General features: G+C 47.2%; 15 protein-coding genes. All 15 read left to right on the plus strand.

Annotation, left to right across the window (positions count from 1 at the left end; all coding sequences use genetic code 11):
• The first annotated feature begins 373 nt into the window (after positions 1-373).
• The 15 genes from WC773_00720 to WC773_00790 all read left to right on the plus strand — a co-directional run bounded on the left by WC773_00720 (position 374) and on the right by WC773_00790 (position 14,532).
• The gene (locus WC773_00720; protein MFA6081924.1) at positions 374-1,468 is read left to right on the plus strand and encodes a hypothetical protein; all 1,095 of its coding nucleotides are present in this window, start codon (positions 374-376) and stop codon (positions 1,466-1,468) included.
• Complete coding sequence (locus tag WC773_00725; protein MFA6081925.1) at positions 1,465-2,310, plus strand: IMCp domain-containing protein; 846 nt, start codon at positions 1,465-1,467, stop codon at positions 2,308-2,310. The genes WC773_00720 and WC773_00725 overlap by 4 nt, the downstream gene beginning before the upstream one ends.
• 181 nt (positions 2,311-2,491) lie before the next feature.
• A complete protein-coding gene (locus WC773_00730; GenBank protein ID MFA6081926.1) occupies positions 2,492-4,432 on the plus strand; it encodes a DUF11 domain-containing protein in 1,941 nt (646 codons plus the stop codon).
• Positions 4,433-4,440: 8 nt separating this feature from the next.
• Positions 4,441-5,985, plus strand: coding sequence for a hypothetical protein (locus WC773_00735; GenBank protein MFA6081927.1), 1,545 nt, complete (start codon positions 4,441-4,443; stop codon positions 5,983-5,985).
• A 65-nt stretch (positions 5,986-6,050) separates the two neighbouring features.
• Positions 6,051-7,058, plus strand: coding sequence for a peptide chain release factor 2 (gene prfB / locus WC773_00740; GenBank protein MFA6081928.1), 1,008 nt, complete (start codon positions 6,051-6,053; stop codon positions 7,056-7,058).
• A 6-nt stretch (positions 7,059-7,064) separates the two neighbouring features.
• Positions 7,065-7,739, plus strand: coding sequence for a hypothetical protein (locus WC773_00745; protein ID MFA6081929.1), 675 nt, complete (start codon positions 7,065-7,067; stop codon positions 7,737-7,739).
• A 62-nt stretch (positions 7,740-7,801) separates the two neighbouring features.
• Positions 7,802-8,104, plus strand: a complete 303-nt coding sequence (locus tag WC773_00750; GenBank protein MFA6081930.1) for a YbaB/EbfC family nucleoid-associated protein — start codon at positions 7,802-7,804, stop codon at positions 8,102-8,104.
• A gap of 5 nt (positions 8,105-8,109) precedes the next feature.
• Positions 8,110-8,685, plus strand: coding sequence for an aminoacyl-tRNA hydrolase (pth, locus tag WC773_00755; protein MFA6081931.1), 576 nt, complete (start codon positions 8,110-8,112; stop codon positions 8,683-8,685).
• A gap of 68 nt (positions 8,686-8,753) precedes the next feature.
• The gene (locus WC773_00760; GenBank protein ID MFA6081932.1) at positions 8,754-9,635 is read left to right on the plus strand and encodes a hypothetical protein; all 882 of its coding nucleotides are present in this window, start codon (positions 8,754-8,756) and stop codon (positions 9,633-9,635) included.
• Positions 9,636-10,050: 415 nt separating this feature from the next.
• On the plus strand, positions 10,051-10,500 hold the full coding sequence (locus WC773_00765) for a hypothetical protein (protein ID MFA6081933.1): 450 nt from the start codon (positions 10,051-10,053) through the stop codon (positions 10,498-10,500).
• Positions 10,501-10,912: 412 nt separating this feature from the next.
• Complete coding sequence (rplJ, locus tag WC773_00770) at positions 10,913-11,434, plus strand: 50S ribosomal protein L10 (protein MFA6081934.1); 522 nt, start codon at positions 10,913-10,915, stop codon at positions 11,432-11,434.
• Between the two features lie 25 nt (positions 11,435-11,459).
• On the plus strand, positions 11,460-11,855 hold the full coding sequence (gene rplL / locus WC773_00775; protein MFA6081935.1) for a 50S ribosomal protein L7/L12: 396 nt from the start codon (positions 11,460-11,462) through the stop codon (positions 11,853-11,855).
• Between the two features lie 66 nt (positions 11,856-11,921).
• Entirely contained in the window at positions 11,922-13,244 is a 1,323-nt protein-coding gene (locus WC773_00780) for a tRNA guanosine(34) transglycosylase Tgt (protein ID MFA6081936.1), read from the plus strand.
• 272 nt (positions 13,245-13,516) lie between these two features.
• Positions 13,517-14,095 carry a hypothetical protein gene (locus WC773_00785; protein ID MFA6081937.1) on the plus strand — a complete coding sequence of 193 codons (579 nt, stop codon included), beginning with the start codon at positions 13,517-13,519 and terminating at the stop codon, positions 14,093-14,095.
• Positions 14,096-14,205: 110 nt separating this feature from the next.
• Entirely contained in the window at positions 14,206-14,532 is a 327-nt protein-coding gene (locus WC773_00790) for a hypothetical protein (protein MFA6081938.1), read from the plus strand.

The raw sequence follows: 14,532 nt of genomic DNA on the forward strand, positions 1-14,532 counted from the left end.
ATATCGTCGTCAAAAGATGTTTAAGCAATATTGTACGCCCTTTAAACAAATGAGCGTCTGCTGTATCCATCTGACGGTATTATTCCTTTTTTCTGGCTGGATTTGTGCCTCGTTTTTGGTATGTTGTTAACGCAACGCGACGAGTGTTGTAGGGGCGGACTCATATGTCCGCCCGTCCAGCGATTGACAAACAAAGAAATATATGATACAGTAAATGGTTGTTAATGGTTAATTGTTAAAAGTTGACTGTTATCCAGTACCTTAATTAACTTACTTGGGATTCTGGCAGGAGAATAAGGCCGCACTTTGTGGTCTTTAATCCTGTCAGAAAAACTCGCCCCAACGCGGGGCAAATACCTTGGAGGATACTTCGATGAAGGGTAAGTGGCTGGTGTTCGCCGTGGTGGCGTTGTTTGCCACCACTTCGTCGTTCGCTCAACTGTCGGTTGGGGGCGTCATAACCTCCACCGACAAGTCGCACAACATGAGTGTCATGTCCTCGCTGGTGGTTTCGGCCACCAACCCGGGGACAGATGAGGTGCTTGGGACCGTGAATAACGGTACCCCGATCGCCACGTCTTTCGTCGATTTACGCTTCACCCTGGTGCTCGACAACGTTGAGCTGCGGGGTAGCGTCGACCAGCTTGTCGACGCGATGATCTTCCCTGACGTGATGTCAAAGGATCACTCGCCGATGGTCCGGACCACAACCCCGTCGTATTCCCAGTTTCAATGGGAGCGGGACAAGACCCAACCGCGAATCTTCCGGTTGACCGTACCGGCTGGCTCATTGCCAGACCGAAACGGCTACACCATGAAGTTCAGGGTGTGGGCGGCACAGTCGTCTGTCACGAAGGCCATGGGCGCACGGCTCTGGGGAAATCGCTCGGGTGAGTTTCTTGAGGCGTCGTTCCACTTCATGATCAAGCGCACGTGTGCGCCGAAGTCTGAATGGGAGATGGCTACTCAGCTGCAGGGGTTCAACCTGCTAATCGAGCAGCCGTCAGAGGCTTCGGCACCGGCTCGTGATCGGAAGTACGACGAGAAGCATCAGGAGAGGGCAGACCGATCGGACGTCCGTGAGGATGACCGAGAAGTCGCGCCGGCTCCGGCGACGAAGCCTGTGGTCAAGCAACAGACGGTTAGGGCGTCGATCAGGGTGGTTGACCCCAAGACTGGACAGACGATCGATTACCGCGGTCGGTTCGCGGTCACCACGACCAGTATCGAGCCGATCGATTGCAAGGAAGGGCCGGGATTTCAGGTTGACGAGACTGCCCCCAAGGGGGTGTGGACCGGCCACCTGTCACACGGCGTCGCGACGGCCGAGTTTCCCTCAGACCCAGCCAAGGTATGGTTGGTGGCGTGGGTGGAGTCGGCATCTGGTTGGTCGTTGTCTCGGGCAATTCGTTTGTCGCCCGAGAATGAGAATCCGGAGCTTCGGTTCCGCCTCGGAGGGTCGAAATGAAGTTCCTGTGGATTGCCGCTATCCTGCTCTGCGCCGACATGGCGACAGCGCAGGCGACGTATGATCGCGGTGTGGTCCGGTCGCACCCGGCCCGATCGGCTGGGCTGTCGCCGGACGGGCAGTCGATGACGAATTTCGCCAAGGAAGGCATATTCGGCATCATGCTGCGCGACTTCTTCGGTTTCAATGACAAGGATGTCAGCGAAGCCAAGGTCAAAGCCGCAGCGGGCAATTTCACGCTGTGGCAGCTAGCTCCTGGTAGTCGGTTCGACGACATGTGTGGGGGAACCCCCATCAAGTCGGTCGGACCGGGACGCACGGCGTTCTGGTTAGAGTACTATCGTCTCGAGGTTAGTTCGGGCAAGGTTGCCCGATTCGTGACGATCTGCGCTAACGGGATCAAGCTGTCCAAGGAAGGCACTCAGATCAAGCCGCACGCCGTAGTGGTTACTCGGGACGTCCCGCGCGACGTCATTCGAGACGTTCCCGGTGAGAACGTTTACGTGTTCCAGTACGAGGAACGAGTCGTCGAGGTGCCCGGCCCAGAACGGGTTGAGTACATCGACAGGCCGATTCTCGTTCCGGTGGCACCTCTGTACGGCGAGGGGCCGCGGACGGTAGGGTCGCACGTGGTGCAGACCTATCCCGTGGCGTTTGTCGGCTACACGTTCCGATCATCTGATCGGGCGAAATGCCGGCCACAGCCGAGGCCACGGCCAAGGCCAACCCCGCCGGGCTGTACGCCCGGAGTAATTCCACCCGGGCCACCAATACGGATTGGCCCACCCAACCCCCAAGACCCGAACCAGGGCTTGGGACCGGCTCCTCCGATACGGAGGTAGCGCACACCTGTGGGGCGACGGTTCGCCGCCGCCCCACACCAACTAACTTGACAACTTATGATATGTTGTGATATAATTACACAATTCACACAAGTTGTGAAGAAAGTATGATATAATCATACTATCTCGCATTCAACTATCACAGTTGAAGCGAGGACAACTAGAAAAGAAAAGGAAAGATATGATGAATATCATTCAAAAATCCAAAAAATATATCGGATTAGCCGCTATTGCTTTGACAGTAGTTGGTTCATCTTTGGTGTCTCCATTAACTCACGCCGGAAATCCGGTGTTTAACCAAATGCAAGGGGACAAAGAACAGCTAGTTGGTCGTACTCAGGACCAATCAGCTTACTCTAACCCGGTCACCGCTACTACTCAAGATAGAGTAACAGTAGCTATTTATATTCATAATAGTGGTGGCTCAACCGCCGCTAACACTGTGGTTAAGTTATCCGAAATTAATGCCGGAAACACTCAATCACATCAATTAGTATCGTCTATTAGTGCCGATGGGGTTGATCCTGTAACTGCGACGATCGTAAATGGACAGGTGGTTGGTCATTCAAATTTGACTATCAACTTAGATAAATCCGCTACCATGACCTATGTTAACGGTTCTACCGCTTGGTATCCAAACTTTGGTTCGAATCCTAACGAGCCCGGTATCGTAATGCCAGATGGTATTATGAGCGCAAATGGCATTAACCTGGGTTCAGTTGAATCTTGTTGGGATCATGTTGGGTACGTGTTGGCTGATTTTGTCTTCACCTCTACTCCAACTGTGGCCAATTTACAGACCGAAAAATGGGTTGCGGTTTATGGTGGTAATAATCAGTGGGTGAAGGAAAATACCGCTTTAGTTGGCGATCAATTACGTTATCAGATTTATTACAATAACAACGGTGGCGTGGTTGCTACTAATGCTACCATTACCGATCGTTTGCCAGATGGTGTTTCTTATCAAGCTAACTCTGTTACAAAACGAGTTAAAGATGTAAATAACAACGATGTTGATATTGACATCCCCGATAGTCAGCTAACCATTTCTGGCCAAAATATTACCATTCCGGTAGGCAACGTGTTGCCTGGCCAAGGTAATTCCGGTTATGTTTATTTGCGAGTCAAAGTGAATAACTTGTCTGTTGGTACGCATACCTTAACTAATAACGCCGACTTGGTGGCTACTAACGCTGCGATGGTTTCGGCCAGTGCCTTAACCAAGGTAACGGTGTCCGAAACTCCGGTTTCAGACGTGCGTATTCTAAAAGAAGTGGTAAACACCTCTGTTTCCGGTTCACGATGGGTAAAAGAAAACACCGCCAAACCCGGTGATCATTTGCAGTATCGTTTGACCGTGTACAATCAAGGTAACGCTGGTGCAGACAACGTGGTGGTTAAAGATGTTTTGCCACAGCATATTTCTTATGTTGCGGGTTCAACAAAAATTTATAATGTAACTGATCCTAATAACGGTACCACGTTAGCCGATGGTATTGTGGGCAACGGTATCAACATTGGTACGGTTAACAGTGGCGTGCCTAACGGCAACAAATATATTGTTTTTGACGCTATTGTGTCAACCAATATCACAGCCGGTAATCACGATTTAATCAACACTGCTTCAGTATGGTTAAATAGTATGAAAAAGTATGAAGATACTGCCAAAACAACCGTTACTGCCGAAACCGGATTACTGTTGACTAAAGAAGTTTGGAGCGCTAACACCGGTCAGTGGGTTGGTCGTCTTGAAAACGTCCGCCCGGGAGACTATGTGTTGTATCGTATTCAAGTACGCAATACCGGTTCAACCACGGTAAACAACCCGGTAATTAAAGATATTTTACCGGCCAATGTTGACTATATTTCCGGATCAACGTTAATGGACGGCTCTGCCGTTGTGGACGATGCTTGGATTACCGCGGGTACCGGCATTCATATTGCCAACGTGACCGCTGGTAACTTTAAAACCATCACTCTAAAAGTGAAGGTGCAAAGTTGTCCTCCTGGTGGAACTTACACTCTAACTAACACTGCCACGGTCATTGCCGATGGGTTAGACTTAAAAACCGCTACCGCTGACATAGTTGTAACTGCTGGTCCTCCAGCACTACCACGGTAAGGAATTATATGAAAATGAATAAAATGTTAACTAAAATTTTTTCTGCTTTAGTGTTATCGGTGATTAGTGTAAGCTTAGTAGCCCAAGCCGGTACCCCGGATCCGCTGTTTAATATGAAACAGGGTGATGTTGAGCTGTTAAGCGCCCGAAATATTACTCAAGGTCAGACTGCGACATCAGATCCAATTAGTGCCGCTTCTACTGATGTGGTTGAAGGTGTGGTTTACTATCACAACGGCGTTCAGGATTCCATGGCCAAAAACGTGGTGATTAAAGTGGGTGTTGATACTACTTCTGCTAGTCAGAAACATTATCTAACTGCGTCAATTTCGGCGGATAATGCTCCAACCGTTACCGATACGGTAGTTGGTGGCGTGATTGTGGGTAAAACCGGATTGACTATCAATCTTGATAGCGCGTCTCAAATCTCAATTATTCCTGGTTCAGTACGTTGGTTCAGCGAAGGTGGACAAACTCCAACTACGCTAATTAACGGTCAAAATGGTTCCGAGCTTTTCTCTGCTACCGGTTTGAAACTGGGTGATATCCAAGGTTGCTGGGCTCATGCCGGATACATAATGTTCCAAATGAAATTTGTTAAGTCAAATATTGTGTTGTCAAAGTCCGCTTTCAACAACACTCAAAACGTTGATGCTACCAAAGTAACCGCCAAAGCAGGTGATAGCATTACTTATTCTTTGACTACCAAAAATATTGGTACCGCAGATAAGACAAATTACATCGTAAAAGATGGTATCAAAGACGTGCTAGATTATGCGACAGTGACTTCGGTTTCTGACAACGGCGTAATTAAAGATCAGTCAGCAGAAATTGATCGCAATAATCAAACCATTGTGGAATATCCGACAGTCAACATTGCTGCGGGTCAAACAATTGTCCGCACATTCACTGTCAGCGTCAAAAATCCGCTACCTACAAATCCAGCAGTCGGCTACGCTTACGATAACGTAATGTTTAACCATTATGGTAACGACGTGGTTATCGTGGTCGGACAACCGGTGTTGAATATGTCTATTACCAAAGGTGTACGCAACATCGCTAAAAACGAATCCAGCTTTACACCGCTTAACGCCGCCACCCCCGGAGATGGCTTGGAATATTTGATTACGGTGAAGAACACTGGTAACACTCCAACCGCCTCGGTCCTAAAAGATGTTTTGCCTAACGGTGTTGATTTTGTGGCCGGATCTGTGGTGGTGATGACCAACAATGCTGTCATTACACCAACCGGTGATTTGCTTGGGTCAGGATTAAACTTGCCTGCGCTTAAGCCAAATCAAGAGTTAACGGTTACGTTCCGCGTTGTTACATCAGCTAATTTAGCCGATGCCACCAACTTGCATAACGTCGCAACGGTGATTTTTAACAACAGTCAGTTGCAAGCGCACGCAGATACAGTAATTGTACGCATTCCGGTAGTGCCGACCACTCCGGCAACTACTTTGCCAACCACCGGCGCTGGCGTAGTTTTGCCGATCGCCACGTTTGTTGGGATGATTGGACTAATTGCGAGATTCAAAATCCGCATCTGAATCAATAATTTGATACAATAAAAGCGCCTAGATTTATCGAAGCGCTTTTGTTGTATGGGAGAATAATGGACGATTTAGTCAAACGTATTGAACAACTCAAACAAACCTTAAGCATTGACCAAAAACAAATTCGGGTTGATCAGCTTAACGTAGAGCTACAAAATGGCGATGTTTGGCAGAATCCAGATGAAGCAAGCCAGATGTCTCAAGAATTAGCGGATCTTAAAAATCAAATTGACCAATGGCAGACTGTTTATGAAATGGTGATGGCGGGGGATTCGTCTGACCGAGAGTATTTGGAAAACCAGCTACACGAGCTTGAGCTGGTTACATATCTTAACCAGCCCCATGACAGCGCCGATGCCATTTTATCCGTCCACGCGGGCACAGGTGGGGTAGAGGCGATGGACTGGGCGTTGATGTTGCTTCGAATGTATCTGCGCTACGCGGAAAAAAAGGGATGGCGAGTAGAAACACTGGAAAAAACCGACGCCGAAGAAGCAGGTATTAAAAGTGCAACTATCAGAATTAAAACAGCCAACGCTTATGGATTTATGCGCGGCGAGGCCGGAGTACATCGTCTGGTGCGTCTTTCGCCATTTAATGCACAGCATTTACGTCAAACCTCATTTGCCTTAGTTGAAGTTGTACCCGAAATAATCAAAACTAAATTAGACATTCCAGATAAAGATTTACGCATCGATGTCTATCGCGCTTCCGGGCATGGTGGTCAAGGTGTGAACACCACCGATTCCGCGGTCCGCATTACTCACATCCCCACAAATATTGTGGTGACGTGCCAAAATGAACGCAGCCAAATGCAAAATAAAGAAAGTGCGATGCGCATTTTGCAATCGCGGTTGCTGCTGATGATGGAGAAAGAAGACGCCACCGAACTAAACAAGCTGAAACCGCAGGTGCAAGGATCGTGGGGGAATCAAATTCGCAGCTATGTAATGCAGCCATATACTATGGTTAAAGATCATCGTACCGAGGTAGAAACAAGCGATGTGGGTGCGGTGTTAGATGGCGATCTGGATCGTTTCATTCAAGCAGAATTGGTTCTACAATAATATTAGATGTTAAACGTATTATTACTCATTTTTGCCATATTTTTGATCGGAATGATGATTCCGTACCTTTTGGCTCAAAGCATTTTGGGGCCGGTTTTTAGATTGTTTGTAGTGCCGGGAGTAATTTTGCACGAACTGGCACACGCTGGCGTTTGTTTGATTACCGGTACCAAGATTCACCGGATTCGTGTTTTTAAACGTACCGGTGGCGAAGTGGCGCACGAACAATCTAAAATTCCGATTATCGGTCCGCTTCTTATCACCATGGCCCCAATTATGGCTGGGCTATTGGCGTTGGTTTGGCTTGGGTCGCGCATAATAGACACTAGTGCGGTCAAACTTGGCACGTCAATTAATGATTTCGGTCCGTTTCTAATGTCTGTAATCAGATCAGCCCATTGGCAAAGTGCTACCGCAGTGCTGTGGATCTATTTGATATTGGCTATTGGTGCCACTATGACCCCAAGCTTTCAGGATCTCAAAAATTCCGCTTTGTCTTTTGTGATTATCGCGGCGGCAATTATCGCCATCTTTAAAACCGGATTTTTAGAAACGCAATTAACCCAATTGGCTGTTAGCATCACCCCCGCCCTGACTTTGGTGCTGTTTATTATGTTGTTAGTGTGGTGTTTGGCGATGTTAATCTATCTTTTGAGCGGAATTTTTGGTATAAATAGGTAAGCGCTACGCGCAAATTTTAAATTTTAAATTTTTAATTTTAAAACAAATGGAATGGAGTCAATATGTTTGATAAAGCAAAACAGTTGTATGATCTGCAAAAACAGGCCCGGGCAATTCAAAAAGAGCTAAAAGATACCGAAATTGAGGCGGTTTCGGCAACCGGTAAAGTAAAAGTGCGTTTTAACGGCGAACAGCACATTTTGGGTGTGGAAATCGACGAGTCTTTAGTTGCCGAGGGTCAAAAACGGGAAGTGGAAAAAGCGATTCAACAGGTTGTGGCAGAAGCCATCGCCAAATCGCAAACAGTGGCTGCCGAGAAGATGAAAGCAATCGCGGGTAACCTCAATATTCCCGGATTATCATAAAAAGTATGAAAAACATCCACCTTTACGTCGGATTAGGCAATCCGGATAAAAAATATCAATTAACGCGTCATAATATTGGATTTAGGGTGATAGATGCGTTGGTTGATCGTTTGCATTATGAAAAACCCGATCATGCGCACGGGGCGGAAATTTGGTTACATCAAAACTTGGCTGGCGATAAAATTATTTTGGCCAAACCAATGACTTATATGAACAATTCCGGCGAAGCGGTGCTAGAGTTAATGCGATTTTTCAAAATCGGTGAAGATGATCTAACGGTAATTCAAGATGATATCGATCTGGATTTGGGATTAATTCGCACCCGAGTTGGTGGGGGAACCGGTGGGCATAACGGCATCGCGTCAATTCAAAATCTATTGGGTCACGAGCATTTTAAGCGCATTAAGCTTGGGATTGGCCGGCCGGAACATCAAGGCGAGGTAGAGAAATACGTATTGTCGGATTTCGAAGCAGATGAAACAGCAGTCGCTCAGAAAATGATTGACAGCTCGGCTGATTATGTGCTAAAATTAGTCAATCAAGAAGTAGAATTCAGCGAAGAAACAATCAAGCCGAATTAAAAATTTGAAATTTGAAATTAACGATGAGTGGGAGCTTCGAAAAAGCGTTATCACCACGAAAGGAAAACATGGCCAAAACCACTAAGAAAACGGCTGCAATTATTGCAGAGCAAATCTCGGACGAACGACCAGTTGTAGTTGAAGAAACTACTGACGAATCTCTAAATGACGTTTTACAAGAATCCGGTGCCGGTGCAACGGACGCTGAAGTTGACGTAGAATCTCCAATTGGCGAAGACAAAGCGGTAGAGCAAAGTGCCAAAGATTTGGCCGAAAACGAAGTTGAAGAAGTTGAAGCGGTAGAAGAACCGGTTAAAAAACAACATTCAGCTAAGGTTGCGACACCACGAAAAGCGCCACTGCATTTCAAAAAATATCGTGAAGCTGTCAAAGACCTAGATCTAACCCAAAGTTATTCGGTTGAAGGCGCACTAGAGGTTGTCAAAAAAACCTCGATTACCAAGTTTGACGCCACCGTAGAAGCACACATTAAACTATCGGTGACTAACCAGCGTGGTGTTATTCATTTACCCTCCGGCAGCGGTAAAGAGAAAAAAGTAATGGTAGTTACGGCAGATAATATCGATGCCTTTATTACTCAAGTTGAAGCAGGGAAAATCGATTTTGATATTGTAGTAGCTATTCCTTCAGTAATGCCAAAATTAGCCAAAACTGCCAAAATATTGGGACCTAAAGGGTTAATGCCTAATCCGAAATCCGGCACGGTTACCGAAGATGTTGAAAAAGCCAAAGCCGAGTTTGCTTCTGGCCGCGTTGAGTACAAACAAGACAAAGGTGGTGTGGTGCATTTGGGCATTGGTAAAGTTTCAATGACGCCCGAACAGCTAAAAGGCAACTACTTGGCGCTTGTTTCGGCATTGCCTCAGCCAAAAATTCAATCGATTTATCTATCTTCAACCATGGGCCCCGCGGTAAAAGTGTCGCTGTAATCATCTGTCATTCCCGCGAAGGCGGGAATCCAGTCTATGAAAAACTAACTCCTATTTCGTAGCCCAGACTTCTTGACCTGCCGTAGCTCGAAGAGCGAAGGAGGTTAGTCTGCTCATTGGTACGCTACCTCCTACGCTAAAGCTTCGGAAGGTCAGGGAAGCGTGGGCTACGGACGTTCTTTAATACGAGAATCACAACCGATGTTAGGTGTGTCCACAAAGGAGGGACACAGAAATGGCCTCGCAAACAGCAAGCCCATCATGCTACGTGAATCCGCATGAATGGGAAGAGCGCGAAGTGACGGAATGTACCCGCCTATTCAGGTTAACCAACATTCCGGAGTGGGATGGGCTACGAGACCGCATAAGCAGGTGTCCGGTTTGGGGGACTACTTGCATTGCAGTCCCGCTGTGCATGACACGTCCACAGCTGCTTGAAATGCTGATGATGCTGGGTGTCAAGATCGCGGGAAATGACCCAGTGGCGGCAGATTGCGAGGGGGAGGATTACCCCCTTCGAGTCGGCACATTCGGGGTCGATCTGCCATGGTTTTTTGCCCGCCGCGAGTTGGGCGAGCACCCATTTGGTTTTCCACTTGACAGTATGGGTGCCCTTTACCGGTCTATGGGTGCTTACGGTATCGCGCCGGTCGAGTTGGCGCTCTGGGCAATCGCGCGACACGTCGCTTCTGGCGGTGCATTGCCAACACTACCAACATGGATCGCCGGCCTCAATGTTGTGGGAGGCGGATCGATATTGGCGCTTGACATGGCCAACGGTCCGTTGAGGATTACCGCCGTTGCACACAACATCCAAGCGTCGAACATTGCCGGCCTGCCATGGTATTTCGCGCCGGCACGGTGAGCCAACATCGCGATTCGCACTGGGCGCTTGGGTCAACACGACCCCGGCGCCCGTTTATTTCTCCTCACCTCTCCGAGCCGTAGGTCTACGAGCCGGTGGCCGGCCTACGGCCACCCTCTCCTCTTGGAGGAGAGGGGACAATAGGAATTCCTTCTCCTCTGGAGGAGAAGGTGGAACGCTAAGCGTCCCGTAACCCCGCTTAGCGGGGTGCCTGTAAGGCGGATGAGGAGGGAATCAAAAATCATTGACAATTACAATCAAATAAGATAAGATATAAATAAGTTTCCAAAGACCATCAGGCCGCTAACGCGGGTAATCTTGTAAAAGTACTGATGCAGGAGCAAAGTCAATCAAAAGACAGCTGCTTTTACTTTGGACACAGAGCAGTTTTTTATTTGCGAACGGAGTAAAAATGGCCAAAACCAAAGAAGCCAAAAATCAACTTAAAGACAGTTTGTCCGATAAACTTAAGCGCGCCAAAATTGCGGTGCTATTAAAATATCAGGGCTTAAAGGTCAAAGATTTAGAAGAGCTACGCAAAAGCTTGCGAAATATGGGTATCGACATGGTTGTGCCCAAAAACTCTATCGCTAAAATTAGCTTGAAAGAGCAGGGGATAGAAGTTACTGGTGATGCCTTTAGTCAACCATTGGCGATGATCTTTTCTTATGATGACGAAGTCAAACCGGCTAAAGAAATCACATTGTTTGCTAAATCCCACGAAATTGTGGAAATTTTAGGTGGAATTTTGGAAAACAAGATGATTGACGCCAGCGTTATCAAACAGCTATCCACTTTGCCATCACGTGAAGAGTTGCTTGCCAAAATGGTTGGCTCCATCGCTTCGCCGCTTAACGGATTGGTCAATGTTTTGTCCGGAGTGCCGCGTAGCCTGGTTAACGCCTTAAAACAAATCGAATTACAAAAAAAGTAAAAAATAAATCCAAGAAAGGAATACAATGTCAGACGAAAAATCATTTCAAGATTTAATGGACAAAATTGAAAAAATGTCCGTGCTTGAATTATCCGAGTTCGTAAAAGCGCTCGAAGAGAAATTTGGAGTTACTGCCGCCGCTCCTATGATGATGGCTGGTGGTGCTGCTCCTGCTGCCGGTGCAGCTGCTGAGCCAGAAGAAGAGAAAACCAGCTTTACGGTTGTGTTGGCTGCTTCCGGTGATCAGAAGATCAACGTGATCAAAGCGGTACGCGAAGTGCGATCAGACTTGGGCTTAAAAGAAGCCAAAGATTTGGTAGATGCTGCGCCTAAAACCGTTTTAGAGAACGCTAGCAAAGCCGATGCCGAAGCCGCCAAAGAAAAATTGACTGCTGCCGGTGCCACTGTTGAATTAAAGTAATCATTTAATTTGCAAATCGAAAAGCAGAGAGGCAGCTGTTAAAGGCTGTCTTTTTGTGAAAAACATATGAAAAACGGACAATTCAAATTAATCGCCACATCAGGCAAAGCTCGTGCTGGGGAATTGCAGACAGCGCATGGTTTGGTGCAAACACCGTGCTTTATGCCGGTTGGTACCAAGGCTAGCGTCAAATCGCTTGACCCTACAATTCTTGAACAACTAAACGCTCAAGTAGTTTTGGCAAACACTTATCACCTGGCAATGTCTCCCGGATCAGCACTAATTTCGAAACAGGGTGGATTGCATAACTTTATGCAATGGAATCACCCAATTTTAACCGATTCGGGCGGGTTTCAAGTGTTTTCGCTAGGTAAAGGTAAAAAGAACCGCACCGAAGAATCGCCTGATCAGGTGATTCCCGAAGCGACGATTACTGAGGATGGGGTTACTTTTAAATCGCATCGCGATGGAAGTGAACATTTATTTACCCCGGAAATTGCGATGAAAATTCAGGCAGAGCTTGGCGCTGATATTATTATGGCGTTTGATGAATGCCCGCCATATCCATCAACCCGAGCTGAATATCTTGCCGGAATGGAGCGAACCCATCGTTGGCTAACCCGCTGTATCAATGAAAAGAAATCGCTAGAATCCTCGTCGTCATTTCGACCAAATCAGAAGACGGAGGACGGAGGACAGAATACGGATAATTTGTCATTTCGACCCGGGGAGCGCGTCAGCGCGACCGCGTTGGAGAAATCTCAAGAAAAAATCCCCTTCCGCTTTCATCAAAATAGTCCGTCCGATCAATTACTATTTGGCATTGTTCAGGGTGGGGTAGACGAAGATCTGCGCAAGACCTCAGCCAAATTTGTGGCATCGCAAAATCTGCCCGGCGTTGCCATTGGGGGAGTGGCTAATGGGGGAGAGAGCCGAGCCGAAATGGTGCAGCAAGTGGAATGGGCGCTGGCTGAGCTACCACAGGATAAACCAAGGTATCTAATGGGAATTGGCACGCCGCTAGATTTGCTTGATTTTATAACACGGGGGATTGATATGTTTGACTGCGTGTTGCCAACTCGTTTAGGCCGCAATGGCGCATTCTGGATGGTTGAAAATGGCAAGGGAACCAGAGTGCAAATTAAAAACTCCAGATTCACTAACGACTCACGCCCGCTAACCGAGGGTTGTAAGTGTGCAACTTGCACCAGATTCAGCCGCGCATACGTTCACCATTTGTTTGTAGAGAACGAGCCGCTTTCGATGCAATTGTTATCAATTCATAATATATTCATACTTATTGATCTTACGCATCAAATACGCCAAGCAATCATCCAAAACGAACTCAAAGCATTATCTACCAGTCTGAGGCGAGTCTGGAAAGACTAATCCTTAAGTTTTAAAATTTAAAATTGAAAATTTTTCAATTTTGTGTGTAGATTTGATCTATTTGAGTAAAAACCGTGCAAATTAACCGTAAAGTACTTGACAAAACGTCTCAGGTATGCTATTATTGTATGTTAAGCTCAATTATTAGTGAGTTAGCAGTACATTAAAAATTGTTAGTGCAACTAAAGCGATTAACAACCTTGGTTGGTTGTTAGTCTCTTAGTCGCACTAACGCACATACTCTGAAATTCTCTGGGAGGAGAAATACGGCCATGAAGTGGCTCACAATGTTGTTCGTCATGGCGGCCGTTGTAATGGCCGCAACAATTCCTGCGTTCGCGCAGGATGATGATCGGATCGACGGGCAGCCAAAGGCAGATCAGGTGGGGCAGACGTCCCAGCTGGTCGCGCCACCGGACCAGTCCACCCAGTCGACCGAAACCCTGAAAGGGGACAAGGGCGACACCGGCGAGAAGGGCGATCCTGGCGCAACCGGCCCGGCCGGTCAGCCAGGTCATGAGGGCAAGATGGGACCAGCTGGTCCCACTGGTCACCCTGGACGTCAGGGTCGTACCGGCCCTCGTGGTCGTGATGGTAAGAACGGCCACGACGGTCGCAATGGCCGGGATGCGGTCGTCAACTACGACGCAATCGTGGGTCATGTGATGGAGCTTTTGGAGAAGAAGTGGGAAAATCCCAACAACCTCCCCAAGCCGTTGAAGGATGACCACACACTGCTCCAAGTCGTCGGCACCACCGCGATTGCGGCCCTGTACTGGAACTGGATCATCGGGATCGCGATGATCATATTCGTTGTAGTCTTTGTTGTTCATATTAAGCGCGGCTGGTAGTGGCGCTTGAGGCCCCCGCGGGCAGCTGCTCGCGGGGGTTTCGCATGTCCGAAAAAAACATTGCTATCAACAATAAAGTTGTGCCATACTTATACTATAAAGGAGTAGTTATGGCCAATGTCCAAGATCTAATGGAAAAAGATATCTTTGAACTATTACATATTCCAGATTTGCCGGATGATAAAAAAACTGAAATGCTAAACATTATTAACGAAACTATTCAAGCCAGAGTAGTTGCGCGGATTGCTGAAGCAGTATCGGAAGAAGAAGCACAACAATTTTCTGCACTCGCCGAAAAAGATGACCAAGAAGCGATGAAAAAATTCTTAACCGATCGTCAAATCAGCTTAGAGCAACTTGCACTAGAAGAAGCGTTAAATTATCGTATTGAATTAGTCGAGACATTAGATTTAGCTACAAATTCTAAGGAAAGTTAG

The organism is Patescibacteria group bacterium (assembly GCA_041660565.1).
In the GTDB taxonomy this organism is placed as follows: Bacteria; Patescibacteriota; UBA1384; order CAJBMM01; family CAJBMM01; genus JBAZWC01.

Excerpts from the sequence above, each read along its gene's own strand:
- pth (MFA6081931.1), top strand. The coding sequence starts at position 8,110 with ATGAAAAACATCCACCTTTACGTCGGATTAGGCAATCCGGATAAAAAA.
- WC773_00780 (MFA6081936.1), top strand. The coding sequence starts at position 11,922 with ATGAAAAACGGACAATTCAAATTAATCGCCACATCAGGCAAAGCTCGT.
- WC773_00745 (MFA6081929.1), top strand. The coding sequence starts at position 7,065 with ATGTTAAACGTATTATTACTCATTTTTGCCATATTTTTGATCGGAATG.
- prfB (MFA6081928.1), top strand. The coding sequence starts at position 6,051 with ATGGACGATTTAGTCAAACGTATTGAACAACTCAAACAAACCTTAAGC.
- WC773_00750 (MFA6081930.1), top strand. The coding sequence starts at position 7,802 with ATGTTTGATAAAGCAAAACAGTTGTATGATCTGCAAAAACAGGCCCGG.
- WC773_00760 (MFA6081932.1), top strand. The coding sequence starts at position 8,754 with ATGGCCAAAACCACTAAGAAAACGGCTGCAATTATTGCAGAGCAAATC.
- WC773_00730 (MFA6081926.1), top strand. The coding sequence starts at position 2,492 with ATGATGAATATCATTCAAAAATCCAAAAAATATATCGGATTAGCCGCT.
- rplJ (MFA6081934.1), top strand. The coding sequence starts at position 10,913 with ATGGCCAAAACCAAAGAAGCCAAAAATCAACTTAAAGACAGTTTGTCC.
- WC773_00720 (MFA6081924.1), top strand. The coding sequence starts at position 374 with ATGAAGGGTAAGTGGCTGGTGTTCGCCGTGGTGGCGTTGTTTGCCACC.
- WC773_00790 (MFA6081938.1), top strand. The coding sequence starts at position 14,206 with ATGGCCAATGTCCAAGATCTAATGGAAAAAGATATCTTTGAACTATTA.
- WC773_00725 (MFA6081925.1), top strand. The coding sequence starts at position 1,465 with ATGAAGTTCCTGTGGATTGCCGCTATCCTGCTCTGCGCCGACATGGCG.
- WC773_00735 (MFA6081927.1), top strand. The coding sequence starts at position 4,441 with ATGAAAATGAATAAAATGTTAACTAAAATTTTTTCTGCTTTAGTGTTA.
- rplL (MFA6081935.1), top strand. The coding sequence starts at position 11,460 with ATGTCAGACGAAAAATCATTTCAAGATTTAATGGACAAAATTGAAAAA.
- WC773_00785 (MFA6081937.1), top strand. The coding sequence starts at position 13,517 with ATGAAGTGGCTCACAATGTTGTTCGTCATGGCGGCCGTTGTAATGGCC.
- WC773_00765 (MFA6081933.1), top strand. The coding sequence starts at position 10,051 with ATGACACGTCCACAGCTGCTTGAAATGCTGATGATGCTGGGTGTCAAG.